The 25,511-nt window shown below is 51.1% G+C and carries 21 protein-coding genes; 11 read left to right on the top strand and 10 right to left on the bottom strand.

What is annotated here, in order from left to right:
- Nucleotides 1–84: 84 nt before the first annotated feature.
- From galE to PJI16_09895, 3 genes are all read right to left on the bottom strand, one after another.
- Nucleotides 85–1,104, bottom strand: a complete 1,020-nt coding sequence (galE, locus tag PJI16_09905) for a UDP-glucose 4-epimerase GalE (protein MDT3777868.1) — start codon at nucleotides 1,102–1,104, stop codon at nucleotides 85–87.
- 459 nt (nucleotides 1,105–1,563) lie between these two features.
- Nucleotides 1,564–2,313, bottom strand: coding sequence for a cytochrome c biogenesis protein CcdA (locus PJI16_09900; GenBank protein MDT3777867.1), 750 nt, complete (start codon nucleotides 2,311–2,313; stop codon nucleotides 1,564–1,566).
- Nucleotides 2,314–2,320: 7 nt separating this feature from the next.
- A complete protein-coding gene (locus tag PJI16_09895) occupies nucleotides 2,321–2,941 on the bottom strand; it encodes a TlpA disulfide reductase family protein (protein ID MDT3777866.1) in 621 nt (206 codons plus the stop codon).
- A 425-nt stretch (nucleotides 2,942–3,366) separates the two neighbouring features.
- Here PJI16_09895 and ccmA point away from each other — a divergent pair, with 425 nt between their 5' ends.
- From ccmA to PJI16_09850, 9 genes are all read left to right on the top strand, one after another.
- Nucleotides 3,367–4,041 carry a heme ABC exporter ATP-binding protein CcmA gene (gene ccmA, locus PJI16_09890; protein MDT3777865.1) on the top strand — a complete coding sequence of 225 codons (675 nt, stop codon included), beginning with the start codon at nucleotides 3,367–3,369 and terminating at the stop codon, nucleotides 4,039–4,041.
- Nucleotides 4,028–4,705, top strand: a complete 678-nt coding sequence (locus tag PJI16_09885; protein MDT3777864.1) for a heme exporter protein CcmB — start codon at nucleotides 4,028–4,030, stop codon at nucleotides 4,703–4,705. Before ccmA ends, PJI16_09885 begins: the two co-directional genes overlap by 14 nt.
- A 74-nt stretch (nucleotides 4,706–4,779) precedes the next feature.
- A complete protein-coding gene (ccmC, locus tag PJI16_09880) occupies nucleotides 4,780–5,505 on the top strand; it encodes a heme ABC transporter permease CcmC (GenBank protein MDT3777863.1) in 726 nt (241 codons plus the stop codon).
- Nucleotides 5,502–6,014 (top strand): cytochrome c maturation protein CcmE, encoded by a 513-nt coding sequence (locus PJI16_09875; GenBank protein ID MDT3777862.1) that lies wholly within the window; start codon nucleotides 5,502–5,504, stop codon nucleotides 6,012–6,014. The genes ccmC and PJI16_09875 overlap by 4 nt, the downstream gene beginning before the upstream one ends.
- Complete coding sequence (gene ccmE / locus PJI16_09870; protein ID MDT3777861.1) at nucleotides 5,998–6,453, top strand: cytochrome c maturation protein CcmE; 456 nt, start codon at nucleotides 5,998–6,000, stop codon at nucleotides 6,451–6,453. Before PJI16_09875 ends, ccmE begins: the two co-directional genes overlap by 17 nt.
- An 18-nt stretch (nucleotides 6,454–6,471) precedes the next feature.
- On the top strand, nucleotides 6,472–8,421 hold the full coding sequence (locus PJI16_09865) for a heme lyase CcmF/NrfE family subunit (protein ID MDT3777860.1): 1,950 nt from the start codon (nucleotides 6,472–6,474) through the stop codon (nucleotides 8,419–8,421).
- Nucleotides 8,418–8,981, top strand: coding sequence for a redoxin domain-containing protein (locus tag PJI16_09860; GenBank protein ID MDT3777859.1), 564 nt, complete (start codon nucleotides 8,418–8,420; stop codon nucleotides 8,979–8,981). Before PJI16_09865 ends, PJI16_09860 begins: the two co-directional genes overlap by 4 nt.
- Nucleotides 8,981–9,445, top strand: a complete 465-nt coding sequence (locus tag PJI16_09855; GenBank protein MDT3777858.1) for a cytochrome c-type biogenesis protein CcmH — start codon at nucleotides 8,981–8,983, stop codon at nucleotides 9,443–9,445. Before PJI16_09860 ends, PJI16_09855 begins: the two co-directional genes overlap by 1 nt.
- 16 nt (nucleotides 9,446–9,461) lie before the next feature.
- On the top strand, nucleotides 9,462–10,385 hold the full coding sequence (locus tag PJI16_09850) for a tetratricopeptide repeat protein (protein ID MDT3777857.1): 924 nt from the start codon (nucleotides 9,462–9,464) through the stop codon (nucleotides 10,383–10,385).
- Between the two features lie 143 nt (nucleotides 10,386–10,528).
- On the opposite strand, the gene PJI16_09845 is transcribed toward PJI16_09850, so the two are convergent.
- Nucleotides 10,529–11,407, bottom strand: a complete 879-nt coding sequence (locus PJI16_09845; protein ID MDT3777856.1) for a hypothetical protein — start codon at nucleotides 11,405–11,407, stop codon at nucleotides 10,529–10,531.
- Between the two features lie 315 nt (nucleotides 11,408–11,722).
- Between PJI16_09845 and PJI16_09840 the strand changes: the two genes are divergently transcribed.
- Nucleotides 11,723–11,968, top strand: a complete 246-nt coding sequence (locus tag PJI16_09840) for a type II toxin-antitoxin system Phd/YefM family antitoxin (GenBank protein ID MDT3777855.1) — start codon at nucleotides 11,723–11,725, stop codon at nucleotides 11,966–11,968.
- Nucleotides 11,965–12,351: a type II toxin-antitoxin system VapC family toxin gene (locus PJI16_09835; GenBank protein MDT3777854.1), complete on the top strand. Its 387-nt coding sequence runs from the start codon at nucleotides 11,965–11,967 to the stop codon at nucleotides 12,349–12,351. Before PJI16_09840 ends, PJI16_09835 begins: the two co-directional genes overlap by 4 nt.
- 57 nt (nucleotides 12,352–12,408) lie before the next feature.
- Here the strand turns inward: PJI16_09835 and PJI16_09830 are convergent, their stop codons facing one another.
- The 6 genes from PJI16_09830 to PJI16_09805 form a co-directional block, all read right to left on the bottom strand.
- Complete coding sequence (locus PJI16_09830; GenBank protein ID MDT3777853.1) at nucleotides 12,409–12,960, bottom strand: hypothetical protein; 552 nt, start codon at nucleotides 12,958–12,960, stop codon at nucleotides 12,409–12,411.
- Nucleotides 12,961–13,615: 655 nt separating this feature from the next.
- Nucleotides 13,616–16,093 carry a marine proteobacterial sortase target protein gene (locus tag PJI16_09825; protein MDT3777852.1) on the bottom strand — a complete coding sequence of 826 codons (2,478 nt, stop codon included), beginning with the start codon at nucleotides 16,091–16,093 and terminating at the stop codon, nucleotides 13,616–13,618.
- 641 nt (nucleotides 16,094–16,734) lie between these two features.
- Nucleotides 16,735–19,236 carry a sialidase family protein gene (locus tag PJI16_09820; protein ID MDT3777851.1) on the bottom strand — a complete coding sequence of 834 codons (2,502 nt, stop codon included), beginning with the start codon at nucleotides 19,234–19,236 and terminating at the stop codon, nucleotides 16,735–16,737.
- 379 nt (nucleotides 19,237–19,615) lie between these two features.
- The gene (locus tag PJI16_09815; protein ID MDT3777850.1) at nucleotides 19,616–22,735 is read right to left on the bottom strand and encodes a discoidin domain-containing protein; all 3,120 of its coding nucleotides are present in this window, start codon (nucleotides 22,733–22,735) and stop codon (nucleotides 19,616–19,618) included.
- The gene (gene ugpC / locus PJI16_09810) at nucleotides 22,735–23,859 is read right to left on the bottom strand and encodes a sn-glycerol-3-phosphate ABC transporter ATP-binding protein UgpC (protein ID MDT3777849.1); all 1,125 of its coding nucleotides are present in this window, start codon (nucleotides 23,857–23,859) and stop codon (nucleotides 22,735–22,737) included. The genes PJI16_09815 and ugpC overlap by 1 nt, the downstream gene beginning before the upstream one ends.
- Nucleotides 23,852–25,240: a GH1 family beta-glucosidase gene (locus tag PJI16_09805; GenBank protein ID MDT3777848.1), complete on the bottom strand. Its 1,389-nt coding sequence runs from the start codon at nucleotides 25,238–25,240 to the stop codon at nucleotides 23,852–23,854. Before PJI16_09805 ends, ugpC begins: the two co-directional genes overlap by 8 nt.
- Nucleotides 25,241–25,511 lie beyond the last annotated feature (271 nt).

Genomic DNA, 25,511 nt, shown 5'->3' with positions numbered 1-25,511 from the left:
AAGCAACCATCCACCGGAATTCCCTGGCACCAGGCCGTCAACGGCTCCCCCCACAGAGGTGCCCGGATATCCAAGGAAAAAAAGTCAGCCTGCGTATCCCTGGGGGTTGTCACGTTGCCATCGCCAGGCATCCGCGCACATCTCACTGAGCCCGCGTTCCGCACGCCAACCCAGAAGGGTGAAAGCTTGATTCGGATCAGCATAGCAAGAGGCAATGTCACCGGAACGACGTGGGGCAACCTTGTAGGGAATCGGCTTGCCACTCGCGGCTTCAAATTCCCGCACAATCTCCAATACGCTGTACCCGTTGCCCGTACCAAGATTAACCGTTAAGCACTCTTTCGGGACATCCAATCGAGCCAGCGCTTCCAGCGCTTTGAGGTGCCCCAATGCTAAATCAACCACATGGATATAATCCCGCACTCCGGTCCCATCAGGAGTCGCATAATCGTCACCCCACACGTTCAAGTATTCCCGCCGTCCCACTGCAACCTGCGCAACGAAGGGCAGGAGATTATTCGGCATACCCTGGGGATCTTCCCCGATCAGACCACTGTCATGTGCCCCAACCGGATTAAAATACCGCAGGATGCCGATCCGCCAGGAGGAATCGCTACGATGTACGTCACGCAAGATCTCCTCCACCATCAGTTTCGTTCGACCATAAGGGTTGGTCGCAGATAGCGGGTGGTCCTCCGTGAGCGGAAGACGCTGGGGATCGCCATACACCGTGGCAGAAGAGCTGAAGACCAGTTGTTTTACGCCGCACTCGCCCATGGCTTCCAACAGGCGAAGGGATCCGACCACATTATTGTCATAGTAGGCCAAGGGTTGTTGGACTGATTCTCCCACCGCCTTGAGGCCAGCAAAGTGAATAACTGCGGTCGCCCTGCTCTCGCGCAGAGCCGTCACCACCGCAGCTCGATCACGGCAATCACCGCGTATCAGGCGAAGGGACTTCCCCGTAATACGCTGCACCCGTGCCAGGGACTCAGCGTGGCTATTGGAGAAGTTGTCAAAGACCGTCACATCACAGCCGGCACGGATGAGTTCAACGCAAGTATGTGACCCGATATAGCCGGCACCGCCTGTTACGAGAATCAATGAGAACGCTCCCGTTGAAATTGAGATAGCCCGCTGCCTTTTCTTTTCATGTTGACCCTTTTTACATGACTTGAAGGTTGCAGGGACACATCAATGCTGACAAGCCAACGATTCCATAATATAGAGTCTCAAAAAATGTGGTGGGACCCTACACTGAGAAGAAAGGTGCGTCAAGAAATAGATCGGTAAGGAATAGAAGTGAATTGAGGACCATTAGTACATATGAATGAGAGCCGGTGGCTCAAAGAAATAAGAGCCGTTCATGAATCCTCTGTCCAGTTTTTCCCGTGGCCCCTACCACTCCATAACCAAGAGAAGACCGTCGCTCCTCCATGAATATTGGTTGCTCCAATATACCCCTACATCTCTTAAGCCCACCATCATTGCAGAAACTATACAAGCGAGTGGAAAGACAAGGAAAGAAAAAAGAGGTGGATAGGCCAGGTCGTACAAGCCGGTTTATTGGCCGATGTACCATCCAATACCGTTGCGTTCAAGAAAGCTGGTGATGAGGGTCAAAGAATCCGCATAAATCATGACGCCCACCGCGACCAACAGCCCGCCGCTAACAAACGATACCCCGCCTAAATAGGACCGAAAGTTCTTGAAGTAGCTCAAAAACGTATCCATCCCAAATGCCGTCAGAAAAAACGGGAGACCCAAACCCAACGAATAGGCCGACAGGAGCATCACCCCGCTGGACATCGATTCCGTCGTACTGGCATAGGCCAGAATGGCCCCCAACACCGGTCCGACGCAAGGCGTCCAGCCGGCGGCAAACGCCGTACCGATGAGAAATGAACCCAGGTAGCCGACAGGACGCGTCTCAAAATGCATCAAACGTCGTTCGGTCATAAAAAAGTTTAATTTCAAAATTCCAAGCAAATATAGTCCGAAAATAATAATCAGGACACCCCCGACTTTCCGGATCACATCTTGATAGTCATACAACCATTGCCCCATCAGGCTGGCCGATGCCCCAAACGCGATGAAGACCGTAGAAAACCCGGCAATAAACAACAGGGCATTGAGAATAATCGCAGACTTAAAACGCTCTCGCTCCTCAACTTTCGCGAGATTTTCCACTGAGAGCCCGGTGATATAGGAGAGATAAGAAGGAACGAGCGGAAGGACGCACGGAGAAACAAAAGACAAAAGTCCGGCACTAAATGCGGCAAGCAAAGACACCTGGCTAATCGAATCGATCATAACTGTATTACATCCGTTGGGAAGACTCTGGAACCGGCTCTTGAAGGACCTCGGCAATTCCCCTGCGAGCTTCAGGGCTGTTCCAATCCCGGGATCCGAAGACCACCTGCCGGATAATGCCTTGACGATCGATCGCAAAGGTCATGGGGAGCGTACGTGCGCCATAGGTCAGCCCCACCTCATAATCCTGATCATGCAAAATAGGAAAACTCAACCCCATCGCTTCCTGAAAAGGCCTTGTCACGGCTGTGCCCTGTTGGTCAACGGAGACCGCGACAATTTCCAACCCTTTTGATTGCATACTGCGGTACAAGGCTTCCATGGCGGGCATTTCAACCCGGCATGGTCCACACCAGGTCGCCCAAAAATTCAGCAACACCACTTTTCCCTGAAAATCGGAAAGCGAGACAGCCTTTCCATGCATATCCATCAGACGGAAATCCGGCGCGGGGGATCCCTTTGAAGGACGGGAAGCTACAGTATGGGTAGATGGGGCATCGGTATAGGTACTTTCAGAATAGCCGGAATCGCAGCCTAGAAGAGCGCAAAAGATTCCTATCCCCCCCAAAAAAGGCCAGGATTTCGAGAGATAATGGTAGGTGGCCCTCAACCCAAGGATTGATTTCAACTCACTGCCTCCCCACAGAAAAATTCAAGCAATCCCCGATTCACGATACCGGAAATCTCCTTCAACCAACCGTCATCATAAGACCCGATAAATTTCATCGTCAACGCGATGCTCACTCTATATAAGGCAACCCACCAGGATTATTTGAGTTTTATGGTATTTGTTGTCTGCCAATTACCTATTTTTGAGGAGGCCCTGAAATATGACAGGGTCTCGACGAAAATCGGATTGCCAAAGATGTCTTTCAATTTACCCGACAAGGCCGCATCCCGCAACGAAACCCTATAACCTGCGAGACCTGGAAATCTATGAATAATGAAAGCCCATCGCTAGCGACTGTTTCCAACATCTTGTTACATTCCTAGACAACCTCCAATACATTTCGTAGACTGCAAGGCTAACTTTTCCAAGTCTCATACCATGACATGATCGCCATCCAGGTCAGCAACCTCTCCAAAGCTTACGGTTTCTATCGTATTTTTGAGGATCTGTCTTTTGACATTCATCCGGGAGAGTGCTTTGCCTTATTTGGCCCCAACGGGGCAGGGAAAACGACGTTACTCCGTATTTTAGCTACCCTCCAAGCGCCGTCTCATGGTCAGTTTACCATTTTTGGCCAGGATGGCGTGGCACAGAAGGATACCGTTCGAGAAATCATCATGCTCATCGCCCATGGGTCCCATTTATATGATGAACTTAGTGCCACCGAAAATCTGCAATTTGCCCTGGGCATGCGTGGTCAAGCCCCTTCCCCGCCTCAGATCAAACGGGCACTGGATCGAACAGGAATCGGGGCCTTTGCGGACCTCAAAATACGTCAATATTCGGCCGGGATGAAAAAACGATTGGATTTCGCCAAAACCATTCTGGCTCAGCCACAACTGCTGCTACTCGATGAGCCCTACAACGCCCTGGATCATGACGGGGTGGCGATCACCAACCAGCTCATCCAGGAAACGCTGGACCGTGCCGGCACCGTGTTCATGACCACGCATGACCGTGACAAGGCCACCCAAATCGCTACACGTGGCGGGATTCTCAAAGGCGGACACCTTCAACTTCTCTCCCCTGAGCAACTCACCACCGATGCCATTTTTTAACACAATTCGCTGGGTCGTCTGGAAGGACCTGATCAGTGAATGGCGGACACGGGAAACCATGTCGTCGATGCTATTCTTTGCCCTCATTGTCATTCTGGTGTTTAGCTTCAGCTTTTCCATGGACCAGGATGCGGCACGCCAACTGATTGCGGGAATCATCTGGGTTGCCTTTACCTTTACGGGCATTATCGGCTTAGGGAAATCCTTCACCTCGGAATTGCAAAACGATTGTCTGGAGTCCCTGCAAATGTGCCCCGCTCCCAAGGGCGCCATTTATCTCGGAAAAGTCGCGGCCAATTTCCTCTTCATGCTCTCAGTCGAAATCCTCTTATTTCCCTTGTTCGTCTTATTCTTTAATCTGGATGTCATTGAAGCCGTAGGAACCCTTTTGATAATATTTTTCCTGGCCACCTTGGGGTTATCCGCCGTCGGAACACTCTTTTCAGCCTTAACCGTTCAGATTCGAGCCCGGGAAGTCATGCTCCCCGTCCTGCTCCTTCCCCTGGCAGTTCCGGTCATGATCGCGGCCGTGGAAGCCACGCGAGGGGCATTAAGTGGAGATCCATTCTCCTTTTACTCGCAATGGATCCAACTTCTGATCATCTTTGACATTATTTTCACCGTCGTCTCATTCTGGCTATTTGAATTCATCCTCGACTCGTAAATGTTGAAAACGGCTTAAAAGTCTAGTTCCTACGGACCTTTCCCCCTGAGGAATCTCTCTTTACAATACAGCACATGATCAATCGCATAATTCGTCAGATTCAACGCTATAAAGGGTGGTTTGGCGGAGGGGCTGCTCTCTGCATTTTTTTAGGCTTGTATATCGGCCTGCTCGCCTCACCGCCTGATTATTATCAAGGGGAACTGGTCCGGATCATGTATGTCCATGTGCCCCTGGCTCACACAAGCACGCTGGCCTATTCCGTATTATTTTTCGGGAGCATCTGGTATTTGTGGAAACGGGATCCGCTTGTGGATAATATGTGCCAGGCCTCGGCGAGCATTTGTGCCCTCTTCACCTCACTGGCCCTCGTCACCGGTTCGATCTGGGCCAAGCCCACATGGAACACATGGTGGACCTGGGACCCACGCCTCGTCTCGTTTACGGTGCTTCTCCTGATTTTAGGGGGGTACATCATGCTTCGGCGCCTCGTGGATGACCGGGTTCAGGGCGGCCGCTATGCCGCAATTCTGGCTATTGTCGGAGGCATCGATCTGCCCATCATAAAATTTTCGGTGGAATGGTGGAGAACACTCCACCAACCCATGTCGTTCTCCACCAGAGGAGTCAGCATTTCAGAAGACATTCTGGTCCCCCTGACGTTAATGAGCATTGGCTGTTGGTTATTGTTTGCCTATATGGTAATGGTCCGCACTCAAATTTTGTACTTGACTGACTTATTGCATGCCAAAAAAGGTCGCTTTCTCAGTCAGACCCATTTTTCTCAGACGACTCCATGACCGGGTTATACACACGCTGGGCGTTAATTCTGGGGGCAACCCTCCTACTCGCCATCCTGACCTATCAGCATTACCAGCAACACTTATCCACATTGTCCATGGGAACGCTTTTGAGCAGTCCTCCGGTTACCCAACCGGTCAGGATACAAGGGATGGTCAAAAGTGGTACCTTGCAGGGTGACGTAGAACATGGGCAGGCCACATTTGAATTTGTGGATGGGGATACCAGTCTTGCAGTGGAATACCAAGGTCCTCCCCTGGAAAACATTCGCGAATTGAAAACCCTGGTTCTCATCGGGCGCTGGGACAGCCAGGCACAGATTTTTCGTGCGCAGGACACCGCGTTGATTAATAATTTTGGATTTGTTGCCGCCGCCTACCTGATTTCCGTCCTGGCCTTGGGGTGGATGGTATTTGCCATGAGCCAAAGAGTCATGGTTTTATTTAAAGAGATCAAAGAATCCAAACTTTACGAACCAGAGGCAGACTCCCTTGGGTACAAAGAATAAAAAAATCGCCATTATTGTCAGCATACTCCTGGTTGCCGGTTCGCTCGGCTATCTCGCGTTTGGGAATTTCGGGGAAAATATTGTGTACTTCGTGACTCCCTCTGAGGTAAAAGCCTTTACCGCCGAAGCCTACAGCAAAAAAGTTCGTGTGGGTGGCATGGTGGTCAAAGGCAGTCTCAAAACCCAACCCGAGCCGGTAGGGCTGACCTTTGAGCTCACAGATGGTGCCTCGACTATTCCTGTGGCATTTCAGGGTATTCCCCCGGATTTGTTTAAGGAGGGACAAGGGGCGGTGGTGGAAGGCCAATGGCGGGACGGCCGGACGTTTCATTCCACGATGATCATGGCCAAGCATTCCGAGGACTACATGCCCATGGAACTCAAACAAGCAGGTGTGGAACTTCCCAAAAAAGATTTCATGAAAACCCTCTCTCCCTAACCCTGTTCGCCATTCTCTATGATTATTGAAATTGGACATTTTTCGACCATTGTTGCCCTGGTGCTATCAGTCTTTGGCATGGCCAGCGCCGCGCTGGCCCTCAAAACACGCAATCCCGATTGGGCCCGTTCCGGGCGCATGGCTATCACCCTCATCTTTGTCTTGCTGGGTGTGGGTATGCTCTCATTGGTCTATGCTTTTATCATCCGGGACTTCTCGGTTCTCTATGTCGCCAACAATTCAAATTCGAAACTCCCGTTTTTCTATACGGTCGCGGCGGTGTGGGGCGGACATGAAGGCTCGCTCCTGCTCTGGGTCTTCATACTTTCCGTCTTCAGCACCTTGGCCGTCTGGCTGCATTGGCGCACTCAGCCCACCATTATGCCGTATTTGATTGCCGTGGAATCGGCCATCATCTTCGGTTTTTTATGTTTAATTGTTTTTCTCTCCAGTCCTTTTGAACGGCTTCTACCTGTTCCTCTCGATGGCAAAGACCTGAATCCGTTACTGCAAGACCCCGCGATGGTCATGCACCCACCCATGCTCTACATGGGCTATGTGGGATTTTCCATTCCCTTTTCCTTTGCCATGGCCGCATTATTTTCCGGACGGTTAGGAGAAGAATGGATCAAGGTAACACAGCGATGGAGCATGTTTGCCTGGATGTGCCTGACAACCGGCATCCTGCTCGGCGGCTATTGGGCCTATTACGAACTGGGTTGGGGCGGCTATTGGGGCTGGGATCCGGTCGAAAACGCGTCGTTTATGCCCTGGCTGGTGGGTACCGCCTACCTGCATTCCGTTCTGGTGCAGGAAAAGCGGAAGATGTTCAAAGTCTGGAATCTCTTCCTCATCATCGTCACCTTTTCTTTGTCTCTGATCGGGACCTTTCTTGTGCGGAGCGGCGTGCTCACTTCGGTCCATTCCTTTGCCACGGATCCTGAGCGCGGTCTGTATATTCTCATCTTCGTCGGCACCGTCATCGGGATCGCCTTCGGCGCATTAATCCTGAGATCCAATAAATTGAAATCACAAGTCGAGATGGATTCGTTGGTTTCCCGTGAATCGATCTTCCTCTTCAATAATCTATTCTTTCTGGTGGCTGCCGCCACGGTCTTTCTGGGCACCCTCTATCCATTAATCCTCGAAACACTGCAGGACGCCAAGGTGACCGTGGGTCCCCCCTATTACAATGCGGTGTTTATGCCCATTGCACTGGGATTGTTATTTCTCATGGGAATCGGTCCCTATATCCCCTGGCGCAAAGCGTCGGTGGCCAGCCTGAAAAAAAGTTTCTCCACACCCCTTCTCGCAGGAGCGGTCATTGTCGTCCTGTTATTTGTGACCGGCATTCATAACCTCTATGCCCTGGCAGGGGGATATGTGGTGACCTTCGCCGGCATGGCAATCGTCCTGGACTTTGGAAAAATTTCGCAACTGTATGCGCAGCGGAACGGGAGTAATATCTTCCAGGGCGGTCTAGCGGCCTTTACCGCCAACCAACGACGATATGCCAGCATGCTCACCCATATCGGGGTCCTCGTCCTAGTCGTCGGCATCATTGCCTCCACCGTGTATCAAACGGAAAAAGTCGTCTCGATGCGCGTGGGAGACGAATTCGCGATCGGGGACTATCGGATGAAACTGGCGAAAATTCACGAAGTGGCCGGCGGGAATTGGAATGCTCAGGAAGGCGTCTTTCAAGTCTTTAAGGGAGAGGATTTGATTACGGAGCTCCGGCCCCAAAAGCGAATCTATTCGGCCACTCAAACGCCTACCACGGAATCGGCCATTTATGCGACGAAAATGGGGCACGTCTTTCTGACCATGCCTGAGGTGTCCGAAGACGGGGTGGCCGTCGCCCGTGGCGTGCTCAATCCACTCGTTCTGTGGGTATGGGGAGGCGGTGTCATCATGGGGCTCGGCGTGATTTTGAATATCCTCCGCCCCCGAAAGAAGGAAGAATGAGTAAAGGCTGGCAATTGACACTCATCCTCTGCCTGTTAGGACTTTTCGCCTTGTTTTACCAGGGGCTTTGGGGAGATCCACGACACATTCCCACTGTCCTGATTGAAACCGATGCTCCCAACTTTGAAGGACCGGATGTGGAAACGGGACAAACGATCTCTTTGGAACAATTCAAGGGGAAAGTGGTCCTGCTCAATTTCTGGGCGTCATGGTGTTATGAATGCAAGGTGGAGCACGAAAGCATCTTACAGCTTCATCAACTCTTTAAAGATAATCCCGAATTCGTGATGCTGGGGGTGAATTATCAGGACGAATTACCGGATGCCCAAAAATATTTAAAAGAATACGGCTCAACGTTTTCCCATGTCCGTGACCTCAAAGGACAATTGGCCATTGATTACGGGGTCTATGGGGTACCCGAAACATTTGTGATTGATCAACAGGGGAAAATCCGCCATAAATGGGTCGGTCCGATCACCGGTGAGGTCTATACCAACATCACACAAAAAGTCATTGCCCCGTTGCTCAAGGCTCAACCCACCACAACGACGACGTCCTAATGCCCATTCGACTTACCTGGTGCCTTGTGGCTCTGTTGACGATTCCTCTTCCCCTGTTCGCTGCCGTGCAGGACGAAACGGACGTTGACATTCAGGTCAGGGAAATTGCCAAAACGCTCCGTTGCACCGTCTGCCAAACAGAAAATATTTGGGAATCTGGCGCACCGCTGGCCCAACAGATGAGGGGAGTGATTCGTGATCGCATCGCCCTGGGACACAGCACGGAAGAGATTCGCGCCTATTTCCTCAGCCGCTATGGGGACTATATTCTCATGGAACCCCCAAAGCATGGTGTCAATTGGCTCATCTGGGTGGCTCCGTTTCTCCTGCTCCTCGTCGGGGGATTCTTTCTCTATAAGGAAGTGACTCACTGGGTCCGTGATACACCCACTCCTCCCAGCCAACCTGAACCGCCATTGGACGATCAGGCTCGAAAACGTATCGAGCGTGAACTCGAGTCCTGAATAGTCTCAATCCCGTATGTCGACTTTCGCTATTTTCGTAATTCCGTTTGTGGTCATCCTGGGGATCGTGCTTGTCTCCCTTACCCTTCCGTTTTGGCGGCGGGATCCTTCACCCGTTTCCTTTGGCCTGGACGATGACCGGGCTCAGGAACTCCTTGACCTTCAAATCGAACGAGAAACTGTGGCCCGTTCTCTACAGGACCTCGAAATGGAACTATCACAGGGAAGGATGGACCCGTCCGACTACGAACGGTTGAAAGCCACGGACGAACGCCGTCTCCTCAGTCTGTTAGACCGGCTGGACACATTCAAGGACGTCGTTCACGACGAAACCAGCGAACAGCAATCTACAGCCTCGAAACGAATAAATTGGGTTCCAACCATCGCCTCGGGCTTGGTGGTCTTACTTGCCTCCATCGGCATTTACGGGGCGCTTCAGTTCAAAGCCGCACAAAAACTGATGGCCATTGAAGCGGAAATGGGAGGAGGCCCGAATCCGATGGAGATGGTCGCCAAACTGGAGAAACGCCTCAAAGAGAATCCTGATGACCTGCAAGGCCAAATTATGGCCGGACGATCCTATCAGGCCTTGAATCGTATCCCTGAAGCGAAAAAGGCCTGGGAAAAAGCCTTGGAGCTGGACCCGAAGCAGCATGAAGCCCACTACAATTTAGGCGTTATCCAAATCGAAACGCGTCAAATTGACGATCCGGAAATTTTCAAACAGGCTCTCACTCATTTCGACATTGTCCTGGCGGATCTACCTAATCAACCTGCCGTCAACTGGTATCGAGGTTTAGCCTTGTGGTATTTGAATCGCCGCCAGGAAACCGATGCCGCCTGGACGCTCGCCGCACAAAACATGGAGCCCGGCAGCAAAGACATGGAGTTCGTCAAAGACGCCCTCATCAAGCTCCGCGCCGGCGAAGTCCCGTTTTAATTATTCTTTTCGGTTCCTCGCACTTCCAAAAATCTTGTCCGTTGCTTACCACAAGTGGCCATCCAACCCTCGCTTCAAGAGTATCCTTTTTTTTTAAAAAAAGCGTGAACTCAGCACCTTTTCCCATAGGAGCAGGAAAAATTTCACGCTTCCCCCGGATGGGAAAATAGCGGAGCAGAAGAATTCCAATTAGTGAGTTCTCTGAAAGCAAACGAGATCACTGCTACTTCAACAGGAGTAAATATAAACCAGACAAAGGAACTAATGTAGGAGCTGAACATAGGGAATTCAGAGAGTCCGATGAAAGGCAAAACATGATTAAGATTCCCTACAATCAGTAGGAGAAAGCCAACTAAAAGTGCCATGCGCCAACCATTATGTTTCGTTTGCTTCCATGACCAACTTAAACTTGGTCGATGATCAATGGCAATGGCAGGAAACACTAAACTCCAGCGACCAAGAATGTAGAGGAAAGGGCTGAGAAAAACTCCATACATAAACAAAAACTCAGCCAGGGTTTTAAACCAAACACTATTCAAATATACATTATCCATTTCCGGTGAGAAGAACCCTGCCATGGCCCCTATCCCTATTAGGGTTATTCCTGGAAAGATAAATGAAAATGCTCCCGTATACACCACAATAATCCAGGCAAAAAACCTCCATTCCCTCGATGCAAAAATCAATCGAAGATGGGGACATTTCCCCCCGTGATCAATAAGAATTGAACGATGACAATAAATTGCTAACATCACAAAAACCAAAGTGCTTGGTGTCGACGCCAAAAATAATATCGAACAATATTGCATCACCATCAGAACAGTAGGCCAAGCATCAACTTTCCCTTCTTCCTCTATTTTTAAGAATGGATCGACTAAATCTGTTAATCCGGAAAGGAATGCACCAACAACGATCCAACCCCAAAGTGCGCGACGCTGATCCCACGCAAAACTAAAAGCTTCGCGAATAATGGGCAAAACTTTGAGTGGTTTAGGAGAAGGATTAAGTTGCAGAGTGTCCATAAAGGCAAAAACACCGGTAATTTGAGGCGATGGATTCTCCAATTAATATCGGTTAATTGGAATGGCCGCAGGAGAGGAGTTTGGGCTCTGCTTTAGAGTGGAGGTGGAGAATTTCATTTCAAAGAAACGATGAATACCCATTTCTCCCTTTGAAAGCCAATAACTCTGAATCTTTGGTGGGATTACCAAAGGCTGCGAGCAGAAATAGCCAGAGGCAAAGTCCCAATTGTACCTGGTTGAACCGAAAACCCATGGCTAAGCCTCCAAAATGCCACAGACCTTGCCTTAGTTTAATTTTTAGTTTATATTTGGACTATGATTAAACTTAATATTCACGAAGCCAAAACCCATTTATCCCGCTATTTGGATAAACTTAAAAATGGAGAAACGATTCTTCTGTGTAAGCACAATAAACCGGTGGCGGAAATTAGAGGGTTACCTGCTTACCCATCCCGCAAACGACCTATTGGCTTAGCCAAAGGTCAGTTCACCATTCCCGATAGCTTTTTTGAACCTCTCCCCAATGACCTACTCAAGGCATTTTCCGGACTATCTGAGTGAAAGTTCTGCTGGATACCTGTACATTTCTGTGGATCATTTCAGACGACAAGACCCTATCGCCAGAAAGTCGGGAGATATTTTCCGACCCCTCGCATGAAATTTTGTTGAGTGCGATTTCCGTCTGGGAAATTCTCGTGAAATACTCTCTGGGTAAGATTCCCCTCCCCACACCAGTGGATCAATTCATCCTTCAACAGCGGGAGCGGCATGGCATCAGCACACTCGCGTTGGAAGAAGCCGCAACCAGACACCTGCCCAAACTTCCTGCTCTTCATAAAGACCCTTTTGACCGCATGCTCATTTGCCAAACTATTCAACATGAACTGACCATCCTCACTCCTGACCCACTCATTACCCAATATGCCGTCCGAACCGCCTGGTAGATGCCTTTGAAACCAATGTGTTACTGGCAACAGGACAAAAAATTGCGCAAAGGGGCTTTAAGCTAAAGAGGCTTTTTCGGAATGGGAGGAAGATGGAGTCCAATTGGTAAGTTCACGAAACGCGATGGATAACACGATTACGATGATCGGAGTAACCAAATACACAAGAAATGGCCTGAACACATGCTTCACAATCAACATTTGATCACTTTCCAACCAAGTCAATAGCGAGGGAGGGCAGTACAAAAACCCGAAAACAAACGGCAGGCCTCCAAATAATAGTGCCAGCCTCAATTCATTCCCATTAGTTTGTTCGGATGACCATGCCAAAGATGGCTTAAGATCAACTGCAGTTGCTGGAAGAACCAGACAATAGGGTGCAAGAAGATAGGAAAATCCTCCATAGAACAAAATATCCAATGAATAGTTATCCAAGAATGTTTTTATCAACACCAGGCCCCCATAATACCCTTTTAAATTCTCCAACATTTCCAGAGAAAGGTAACGGACTATTATTGCAAGAAGGCCAATGAAAATTGCGGCCAAACATAGATTTAAATTCCAGCAGAATAATCGCCACTCGCGTTTACCAAATTCAATACGACTCAAGGAGTTCCCCTCCCCGTTTGCTAAAACTAAACGATGGCAAAAAACCGAAAACATTGCAGAAATCATTAGGGTGGGAAATGCAGATAAAATAAAAAGGAAAATTCTACCTGATAAAGGATTCCAGTCCTTATTGGCCCAAACGTACTTTACGAAGGTACTCTTGGAGATAACAAAGGGTCCCGGCGATAAGGGTACATCCAATAATCCAGCGGAACAATCTAATCCGATGCTGCCATGAAACCATGAGGGTTTCTCGAATCGTCGCCAGGACGGGAAGTTTTTTCAGAGGAATGCTCTGAGATAATTGGGTCATAGCTATCACACGAAAAACGCACTCAAACGCTCACTATTATGCTTTCACTTATCGGCAAAGTGTCCTTCGCACTCAGACCTGGGGACATCAACCGCCTTTATTGAGTAGAAAAATGACGTAATGCCCACAATGAGAATGCGCTTTGATCCAAGCCGGTTGTGAAATTTTCAGGAAACTTTAAGAACATCGTCTTTCAGGCCTATCGCCTTTTGTGGCGGGCGTCCATTTTACTCACTCAGCAGGGTAGAAAAGATGGATTCCTGCTAAAGGCATCCAGGAATAACGCAAAAAAAAGCGGCTCGGATGAAATACCCGAGCCGCCTGATTCTAACCACCTCGGTTTTACGTTCCTGCACGTTGCAACGTGATATACTGCACCACGGACAATTTTGAGAAGACATCTAATTTTTCAACAGACAGCCTCCCGATCACAAGCGTGCCCGTCTTGGGCTGAGCTACCACTTCAAAGTCCAGTTCTTTCAACTTCTCCAAGGTCTCAGGATTGGTATCCGTCAACCAGACTTGAAGCAATACCTTCCCATCGGTCACATGTTGTGCCACGTCCTGAGGCAACACGGTTGCCTTCTCCACATGGGCCACCAACGATTCGAGTGTAGAATTCATCTTGTTAGATGAGTCCCCACGACGAGAATCATCCCTTTCAGGCTCCACACGATCCACCATAGCCGGGGGACTGGAGGCCACGTATTCCCGGGCAACCTTTCCTCCCAGAAAAGATTGACTCATTGTCGCTGGCGATTGCATCAGGTGTTGCCGAAAACTTCCTGCGTGTTCGTCACCGCTTCCAAAAATGCCTTCGTAGCTTACCCCTTCCGGCAGTTCCACCGGTACTTCTACACGTCGTGGCTGTCCACCTTCCGTGATAATCAACTCTTCCACCGCGACAAATGAGGTGAACTGGGTCATCAGCCGAAAATCCAAGCCCAACTGAGTGATGGCTTCCCGTACATCCTTCCGGGGGTTTCCTTGCTGAACACCATCGAAGTCCTGCGCCATCAGCTCCGCAATTTTGGTTCGCGCCCACAAAGAAGCCAAGACATCATGCTCTGGAGCAAAACCGGGTAGATCGACGGGAATATTCCGCACCACTGAACGCCCTGCCACCTTGCCGCGCAACCGTATCGTGCCCTTGCCTGGTGTCGTATACCGACCGGTCAACACCAACGGTTTCGCGCTAAACAAATCAGGGAGTCGCTTTGGATAGACCTCCGCCACATCCAGCCCTTCCCAGTCCACGGACAGATCCGTGAGCAACGGATGTTGAACCCGTTCATGAAAGCGCCGGGCTGCTGCCGAGCCGTCATCATTCAAACCCACATATTCCACCTCTCCACGGCCTTGTTCGGCCATCCTGTCCAATAAAAACCGGTTGACGCTGCTACCAATCCCGAACGAAAAGATTCGGGCGTTAGGATGTTTCTGCACTTCGCCCAGAATGGCCATATCGTTGCCGATATACCCATCAGTCATGAAACACACGATGCGAACATGTTCTTGCGAATCGGAGGGTTCTAGCGCCGCACGAATGGCCTTCATCATTTCCGTTCCACCGCCGCCCGACCGTGAGGCCAGAAACTTCTGGGCCTTCAGGATATTCGCCGGGGTTGCGGGAACCGGTTCGGGAAACAGAATATGGGTATCACCCGCAAACGTGATGAGATTAAACCTATCGCGGGGGTTCAATCCGTCGATGGCCAGGCGCATGGTTTCCTTTGCTTTTTCGATGGGAAAACCCGACATGGACCCGGAGGTATCCAACACGAAGACCAATTCCTTGGGTGTGACTTCATCAGTCTTCACCCGATCAGGCGGCTGGAGCAGCAACGTGAAAAAACCATTTTCCCCATTTCGGTGTGTCAGGACCGCATCGTGAATATCATTCCCCGCCACAGCATAGGTCAGGATAAAATCTTTGTTGGGAATAGTCGCTTCCCGTTTGAGGTGGACTTCCGCCTGAGAAGCTTGTGAATTGTTCACATCAATATCATGGGTTGCAGATTGGACCTGTTGAATCGGGACACCGGCATCGATCCTGACGGACAACGACAGATCATGTCCTGATCGCGTGCCCGATTTCAAAACAGGCGGCGTGATATGTGAGGCATCAGGGACTTGATGAGTGTCATAGGCCCAGCCCTCGCCGAGCGATGGGATCTGGACTATGGGTTTCCCCGGGATATAGCGCGGCCCCACCACCATCGGAAATATCACCGAATAGACTCCATCCTCATAGGAGAGTGTCTCCACGTAACTAATCGTCACCGTAATCTTCTCCCCCGGAAGAATATTCGCGACCGATTGTGTGAAGATATTCGGCCGTTCCTGATCCAAGAGCCCCGCCACTTGGCCTCGCCGTTTCGCTGCTTCATAAATGGCTCTCGCCTCTTCTCGCTTTTTAATCGTCCCTTTCACCACCCGGTCTCCAACCGTAAGCGTCATCGAATCCACTGCTGCTCTCTGTGGAAGTGGAAAGGTATAGACGGCTTCAATCTTGCCGGGATAAGGATTTTCGAATTGCTGGGTTACCTGAGCCCGCGCCAGGGGGCCGCTGACCTGAATGGAAACATCCGTGTGTTTAAGGGGAAAGGCTTGGGTGAATTTTCCTTCCGGATCCAGCCCTATCAGGCTTCCGGATTGATCTCCATTGCCCCATCCATCATTGAGATTTGCCTCAGCATAGGCTACCGGGACAGGAATGGTGACTCCTGCACCCAAAAAACCCGCTCCAGCAAAAGCCAGAAGCCCCGCCACTCCACTTCCCAACGCCCACCATCGTTTCCTGTCAATTACCGCTTTCATGTGGTCCCTCCTTATTTTCAGCGGCCCCATGCCGCTTCACAGGAGGGTATGGCAGGACTTTGAGAATCCTTTCAGAGAAATCCCTAAAAGATTAAAACAGAATAGAATAAAAAAGGTTGAATAATAATATGCCAACGGCATATCGGCCTACATTCACGTGGCATCTTTGTGGGGCGGGCCGGAATTCTAGAAACGATAATAATCAGTGGAGACAAAACGATCAGGAGTGAAGGCGGTTGGCCTATTCAAACCGACTGCAATATGCAACCGTCCTGACATGCCCCCAACAACGCTCATCATTCTGAACAAATGAATTCTGATGGGGTCCATAAACGGGTGAGGATGACAAGCAGAGGCACGGAGCCTTCTAGAGCTTGGCCTGAAAGTAACGTCGAAGGGTTTGAGCTACAATTTCGGTATGATCCAACTTTCATCGGACAAATCGCGTGGAGAAAATATAAAAAATATAAATTTCCGCACCAGCTCCTTAAAGTTCCACCAACTGCCAACACACAAAATACATTCAGGTTGACTGGTCATAGGAAATGGCATCGCGTCATGGGCAAGGTCAATCTTCACCGATGCACACCGGTACCGAGGCACAAACAGCGGTGGAGGAAATATCTTGAAGCATCTGACTGCTATTGACCAGGATGTTCGGTCTGGCTGTGGATGACAAAATAGTCCAATTCCAATGCTCCGGTATTCGATTGCACTTCCAATTGTATCGTATGGGAACCGGCAGGAAGTGGATGTGATAATCGCATCTCTGGCGTCACCATATATTCACCGATGGCACCCTCATCAATCATTTCGATCTTCGACTGGATTCGGCCATCAACAGAGATATTGACTACATCACCAGCGCCTTTGCCCTTGGTATATCGCAAACGAATGCTCGGATTCGCAATCTCCTCGGTCAGGTTCAACACATAGGTCGCTTCCCCCATCCCTTGTACCGTTTGCCCCCCGGATGCCGTCTTGCGGGACGTTTTCTTCAAGGTCCCCGAGCGATAGTCCTCCGCCTGCCGGGTCACGAAATAGCCCGTTGGTTCCAGCACATCGATCTTGAAATCCGGGCAGGAGGTATTATGCCGCGAATAGGTAGGCCGGTCAAAACTCCAGGAATCTCCCGGGATAGTGGTCCATTCCTCATGCGTCGGATCGATCGTATACGTCTGCACGACACCGGACGATGATTCAGCTTGGATGCGGGAGATATCGCTATTATCATTGGCCACCCACATGGACCGCATCGTGACAAACGGCGCGGTGAGGGTATCGTACGTCACATCCGTCACCCGTACCGTCGTCTTGCCCGGTTCGGCCTGAAGCTGCAGCACCGCAGACGATCCGTTTTTATACCGCACCTTGATGGTCATCGTGTGGGGATCGATATCCAACTTTTCGATCGGAATGAACGGAAACAGGGGATCCTCTGCCGCCGGCCCAATGATCATCGACGATCCGAAACAGACCCGCTCCTCCCGTCCCACCGGGGGTTGCGTGATAATCCGTGCGTATCCATTGGCATAGAGCACAAATATTTGCGGGGGAGCATGATCATCGTCCGTTCGTTTGAGGAACTGGATGAAATCGTGGTCCGGCTCCGATGCCCCTCCCACGATATTAACAGCCATACCCGATTCATAGGGCCACCCGGATACATCCATCACTCGAACCGCCACATCGCCGTCATTGTAAATGTCCTTACCGTCGAGATCGGCAATGTCCACAAAACCCGAAGTCACTAAACTCGCATACTGACCGGCGGAACCTGATGCGATGACCTGAGGATTGTCCCACTGCGGTGCGGTCGTTTTCGTTTTCGCCAGAAATTTCAAACTCTGCTTGTCGGCATCGTAATAGGCAATATTCGGATTCCCTCTTGCCGTAACCCCAATCGAGGCATACCGGCCGACATCCCCCGCCGCATCAAGAACGATCCCCACCGGCCATTGTGCCGAGGGAGATTCTTTATGAAGGTATTTTAGATCCTTATTCGTGGCATCATAATAGGCCACATGCAAAGCCCCATCCGGACCAAACGCCGTCGACGAATACTGACCGACATCTCCCGCCGCATCTAACACCAGCGGGGTCGACCACCCCTGTTTATCCTGATAGATATATTTTAAATTCCCGTTGCTCGCATCGTAATACGTAACATGCGGATAATGACCTTCATATGCTCCGTTCATTTTCTCCGTCCAACCCTCATAATACACGCTCATTGAGGCGTAGGTTCCAACATCCCCGACGGCATCCAGGACCACGGGGGCCGTCCATCCATGCGTATCATCGTTGGTGACGTATTTCAAATCCTTCTTGTCCGCATCGTAGTACACCACATGCAGGTGGCCCGATGGACTGATCGCCATGGCGGCATGCTGCCCGACATTGCCGGTGGCATCCAGGATTGTCGGGGGTGCCCATCCGCCCACCGCATCCGGATTGCTCTTGTAGGTATATTTTAAATCCCCGTGATCCGCATCGTAATACACCACATGATGCCGCCTATCCCGGCTAATGCGTAGCGAGACAAACTGCCCCACATCGCCGGTGGAATCGACAATCTCAGGCTCCCGCCACTTCCCATTTTCATCCCGGACAATGTACATGAGATTTTGTTTGAACGCGTCATAATACGCCATGGCCGGTGGCGAGCCTAAGCCTACCCAATAGCGATCTGTCGGCGGATACGCCAGGGACACATATTGACCCACTTCCGCATTCACCGCGTCCGGGGTTTCAATCGGATACCAATAGAAGCCAGGCGACTGCCAGACAAATTTCAGCTTTTGTTGCGCCGCATCGTAGTAGGCGATTTGCGCCGTCGGCCTCATGTCCCACGCCTGTTCACAGTTCGTCAGATCCCCAATACAGAGATCCTTCTGACCACGTTTGAGTGGATAGTAGGTAGGAAAGGTCGCGGTGATTTGATAGTCGGACACATAGCCGCCATAGACCGGAATATTCACATTGTCTTCTTCCGCGCACTGCGACGGAAAACTCATATTCTTGGCGTGCCGCCCAATGGTCTCACCCGCAACATTGGGGCTTTGCAAGCCCACCACCATCACACACAGCATCACGATGATCGCCAGATTCTTTGTCTTCCCTATACGCCAACCCATACCCATCAAGCGATCTCCTTACGTTTCAGTAGATTGGTGAATTGTCATGTTGCCCGGGTTTCGACAGACGGGTGCATTGCTTACCCGAGGTTGTTGATATGCAGCGTGCCTGTGAGTCAATATGCCCATCGAAGTTAGGATTATTCAACACTCCCCATAGGCATGCGGCGGCACGGTTCTTCCAAAATTTATGACACGTCCAGGAACATGAACCCCGGTAGCGGGTGAACGACAACCGACAAAGGAGGGTCCTGAAAAAGGAGATCCTAAGCCATGGCAAAGACTCCGCAAAAAATCAGGTGAATACCTTCATGACAGGGGCATAGGCTACAGTCATTCATCCCACCCCTGACCCTTACTCTTTACTCCTTATCAAACCGGCCATTTACCATTTGGCCACCAACTTGAATTTATTGCCTGACAACCAGATACCGTGATCATCAATGCGGTAGTTGTCATCGCCCTCAACGGTCACCTGCTCAGGCTTACCCTCTTTATGGATTGGCCAGCGAACATAAATCTTCCTGGCGATGTCTTTTTGCATATCCACATCCAGACTCAGCTTCTGATCGTTGTCGTCCCACTTTGCCTGCATCATCAGGTTTCCGAAATGTGTGGGAAAATTCGAAAGAGTAATCCCATCGCCCACCAGCCATTCACGTGGCGTACCAAACAGCAGGTTCAAGGTTTTACTGTTGTCCTCCTCCATCACGATGAGTCCACGAACAGAATTGACATATCCCGCCCCGACCCACGTATGTGGCATATCACCAATATACACACCCTTCCGACTGTCAGAGAGGACGACCTCGGCAAACTCATTCCAATTGGCCGGACGCCTGCCCTTAAAGAGAATTTCATGCAAGTGGAAAGCTTCCTTGCGATATCCAAGAGTTGCAAGAGCCAGAATATTGCGCACCTCGTATGGCGTGTACGAATAGGGTAGAGAACTGGCATCCCGTTTTTTCACCATTTGATAATATTCCCGGAATGTCCGGTCCAGGATATCGGCAGGCAGAACCTGCCAGGCTTCAGTGGGAAACATGGCAATGGCAATGGAGGTCGGATCAGGAGTGCCTTTGTCCGCATCCACAGGGATATAGTCGAGAGACTTCCAGGCAATGGTCTTTTCAATGGACTCCCTGACACTCGTACTGTAATTTTTCGCCTCCTCCTTCGCCCAATCGGCTAAAAATTTCCGGCCCAGAATCTCCGCCATTTCAATACCGTCCGCCCAACCGCGTATAGCCCAGAAATCATCCCAATAACTGTGCATCGGGGTAATGAAACCTTCATGGCTGATGGACGGGGGGAGAATGCCTTTCAGACGTTCACCGGCCTCAAGATGTTCATAATGTTTCGGATCAAGCGTACGCTCCCGCAAGATGACCATGTACTTCATCGCCCGGTGAACAGCCTCAAAGTGCTTTTCCAGAAAATCCCTGTCACCCGTAAAGCGATAATACTCCATGATCGCAAAGATGAACTGCCCCTGGCTGTCCCATTCGATATTTCTGCCCCAGCCGTCATACACCTCACCGCTGGTGAAGAGAATGGGAGGCACGAGACCATCAGGTTCCACACGTTCGGCATACCAGTTCAGAAAACCACTGACTTCCTCGAAAAAACCAAGTCGCATGAGGGTGGAGGAAATAATAGCGCCATCCCGCATCCAGGTCCGGTTATAGCTACGGGCACCGGGCTGAATGACCACGCCATCATTGTTCAACAGGATATAGGCTACCTGCGACTTCACCGTATTCACGACCGATTCCGCCGCAAGAGAAAATCCCACACGGTCAAGCTTGTCGGTCCAGAAAGTCACATACTCCTCGCGCAACTTTCCGAAGTCAGCGGCCGTTTTCATATGTTCAAGGGTGTCATGCAGGGGGGCCGCAAGCACCACCTCCTTGGTTTCGCCGGGTTTCAATTCAAACGCATACGTCCAGGCTGCCGAGAGGAGACCGGTTCTGGTCTCGTCACCAATAGAGACGGTATCGCCTGGCTTATCTGCCCTTGCGTCCAGGACGACCCTGCCTCGCAGAGCGTTGCCAATATCTCCGTGAGCATATTGCGGGGCGAGGAAACTGTCGGCAGGCGAGAGGGAGAGGTAGCTGTCTTTGCCATTAATAATCACCGGTTTCCCGGTTTCGTGTTTGTATCGGATCGAATTGATCGGCGACAGTCCGCCATGTTGCCACTCAGGGTTAATCTGGGCAGGCCTGACTGTGACGATGATGTCCCCCTTGCGTTCAGTATCGGAGCGATTTTCAAGCGTATGTCGCACATAGGTGATGCTGGCATCAACAGGGCCGCTCGTAATAGCCTCGGACCTGAAATGCAGTCCGTTTCCCGTCTCCCATTGTACGATGGGAACCGGGAGGTACCCGTCCTGCAAGTGCTGGGTTATTTTCTTAGCTCCGGCAGCCGAATACAGATTTTCACCCTCTCGTATAAAGGGCATCAACATGGGGGCATCGGCCTGGAATTCCAGATTGCCATACTCATCAAACAGACTTTCCTCGGTATCGACTGGAAGACCAACCAGGGTCCAGTAGGTCTGGTATCCCCTGAGATGTGGGGGATAATCCCCGAAGGGAGCCCTTCGGGCATCAAATTGATACTGAACAAAAGGCGTGAAGGCTTCCGTGGGACCTCGCAACGAAATATCCCCAATCCCAAAACCACCCTGGGCTTTAAGAGGGTCAGTCAGGACAAGCCTGATATAGTGGACCTCGGCCGCATCATGCGGCACAAAAGTGGATTGCCCCTGTGAACCCTCTGAGACGGAGACGGAAGAAACTTGCTTCCATGCCTTCCCATCCAGGGAAATCGCCATGTCCACCGAACCGGCATAGAGCTCGCCCCAGTCGATGCGCAACCCGGTAATACTTCTAGGCTTTCGCAGGTCCAAGAGCAATTCAGCCCGGTCAACCGCGTCGCTTTTCCAGACGGTATCCTTGCGACCATCCATCATGACCCTGACATCGCCCCCGCCTCCGGCAACCACGGATATATCTACAAGGTCATCCATCCCCTTAATATCAAATTCCCAGAGAGAATTCCCCCAAGCGGTTGCTCTCTCCCTGGTATCCAGCCGGACATATCTTCCGGAAATGGGTTGGATATAAATATCATCCATTTGCCCGTCACTGTCGTTATTTTCATAGACCGTCGTCCACACCTTGGCATCGGTCGAAATCAGAAGGTTATATTTGCTCGAAAATCCGTTCTCCCAATGCAGGGTAAAGCCTGTGATCTCCACCACCTCTCCAAGATCAATGAGAGCCCATTCCTCATCCTTAGCCTGACTAGACCAGCGGGTCGCCATGTCACCATCTGCCAAATACCCCGGAAGGAATTCATCGCTCTGAATCGAAGAAGCAGTCACCCGCCAGGTGTTCTTTGGCGGTATATTCGATGTTGCCAGCGCCGCTCTCAGGGGCAATACCAGCAGGACCAGAATAGACACACACGTCAACAGACTTCTTTTGAAAAACGTCATCAGTGATCTCCCTGACTTGTCGTGAGGTTTCCGGAAGGTTTTTGCCGAAGTTCCCTACCGTCTTTTCCGAAAAGATGGCATTGGTCTGCCGCAATACACACCGTCAGCCTATCTCCCTTCGCAAAACTAAAATCGCCGGATGCGCGGAATATCAGCAGGTCCTCGACATCCGGCGTTTCCAGATAGACATAGGAATGGCTGCCGAGTGGCTCCACCAGCTTGATCTGCGTCTCGACGAGGTTGTGATCACCTCCCGTCGCCAGATGCTCCGGACGAATGCCAAGCGTGACCGGAGTATCAGGGGGTAATGCTCCGGCAACGCCATTCACCTGAATCATCGCTCCGCTTTCAAGTCGGACCGTGGTGATATCCGGGCGGCTTTCTACCACGAGCCCGGACAGAAAATTCATGGCAGGCGATCCGATAAAGCCGGCCACAAAGCGGTTGACAGGATATTTGTACAGTTCATGCGGGGAACCCGTCTGTTCAATACATCCTTCCCGGAGCACCACGATGCGATCCGCCAATGTCATGGCCTCGACCTGGTCATGCGTGACATAGATCATGGTGGTTTCAAGCGTCTCGTGCAGTCGGGCAATCTCATGACGCATCTTCACGCGAAGGGATGCATCCAGATTGGAAAGCGGTTCATCAAAGAGGAAGATTCGCGGACGCCTGACGATCGCCCGGCCAATAGCCGTGCGTTGGCGCTGTCCACCGGAAAGCTCTTTCGGTTTCCGCTCAAGCAGCGCGGTCAGGCCGAGCGTTTCGGCAGCCGCGCGCACAGCCTGGTCGATTTCTTCCGGAGACGCTCCGGCAATTTTCATCCCGAAGCTCATATTGTCATAGACGGTCATATGCGGATACAGCGCATACGACTGGAACACCATCGCAATACCGCGATCCGAGGGGGGAAGCCTCGAGACATCGATCTCACCGATTTTAATGCTTCCTCTATCGATCTCCTCTAGGCCCGCAACGGTACGCAACAGGGTTGACTTGCCGCAACCCGAAGGGCCCACAATCACCGCAAACTCCCCATCGGCGACATCAAGGTCAATGCCCGATAACACGGCGGTCTTGCCAAAACTCTTGTGAATATTTCTTAGGGTCAGACTAGCCATGACGCAAATGCAAAGAGACCGGAAGAAAGGGGTTGTCCAGAATTCCTCCATTGGACTCGATAATTTTCGAATAATACCGGGCGGTATCCTTCGGCGTGCGTTCAAGCGTCTCAAAATCGACATGCACAATGCCGAATCGTTTGGCATAACCAAGTGCCCATTCATAGTTGTCCATCAGAGACCAGGCCATATATCCGCGGACATCCACGCCCTGCTCAATCGCGGTCCGGACCGCGCAAAGATGTTGATTCAGGTAATGCATCCGTACCGGATCAATAACCCGCCCATGCACCGCTTTCGGCGGATCAAAGAAGGCCGAGCCATTCTCGGTGATATACAGCGGCATCTCACCATAACGATTCTTGAGCCAGACCAACGTATCGGAAAGTCCGTCGGGATAGACCTCCCACCCGGTTTCCGTATACGTCTTATGGGGTTGGGGAACGGTCCCGGCCCTCACCGGCAAGGCATCCGGCTTATCACAGGTCACGGCCCGGGTGTAATAATTCAGTCCGACAAAATCGATCTTCTGACAAATCAGGTCGAAATCCTTGGCCGGCCATTCAGGCCAGGCGTCACCGAATATTTCCTTCATTTCCTCCGGATAGGATCCCAGAAGTGCCGGATCAAGAAACTGCCGGTTCATATACGCATCCGCGCGATTGGTGGCTGCGAGATCTTTGGGATCATCTGAAGCGGAATACTTGGGCTCGATATTCACCACGAGGCCGATTTCATGAGCACCGGCAGCGCGATAGGCCTGAACCGCGGCACCATGGGCACGCATCAGATGATGCGCGGCAACGGGCGCTTCATAGTGACAGGAATGTCCGGGGGCCAGAACACCATTTAAATAGCCGCCATCCGTGACGACCCAGGGTTCATTGAGTGTCGTCCATTTTTTGACCCGGCCATCCAGCCGTCGGTACATGGCTTCCCCATAGTCGGCAAACCAATGCGCAATGTCCGGATTCAACCATCCGCCGAGATCGTCCAACGCCTCAGGCAGATCCCAGTGATACAATGTCAGGAGCGGTTCAATTCCTGCTTCCAGAAGGCCATCAACCAGTTTGTCGTAGAAATCCAGGCCTTTCTCATTCAGCCGCCCCTTGCCTTCGGGAAAAATACGCCCCCAGGCCACCGAAAACCGATAGGCCTGCAACCCCAGCTCCTTCATGAGGGCGATATCCTCTCGCCAGCGATGGTAATGGTCGCACGCGACGTCACCGGTCTCGTTGTTCAGAGTATGTCCCGGCGTATGTGAAAATCGCTGCCAGATGCTCGGACCTGCGCCATCTGCCAGCGGTGCCCCCTCAATCTGGTAGGCCGATGTGGCCGCACCCCAAAGAAACCCCTTGGGAAATGTCGCTTGTTTGTTCATTCACCCTTATCCTTTTTTCTTTATCTGCTTTTTTCACAGGTCAATCCCCTTCTCGTGCTCCTTGTTCGACAGGCACCGGCCTGGAATTCTCCTCCGTTGTAAGGCTTTGTTCAGAAGAGGAACAAAGACAAAGAGGAGGTAGCCTCTGCGGAGCCTTTACTGGTTGCTCCGGTGCTGATTGACTGATAGCCCACGGAATCTACCTCACCTACCCTCTCCTTACAAAGGAGAGAGACCCACAACAGAAATGCTGGCACGCAATCCAATTCGC

It is taken from the genome of Nitrospira sp. MA-1 (assembly GCA_032139905.1).
GTDB lineage: Bacteria > Nitrospirota > Nitrospiria > Nitrospirales > UBA8639 > Nitrospira_E.
This window is presented reverse-complemented; position numbering and strand designations above follow the sequence as displayed.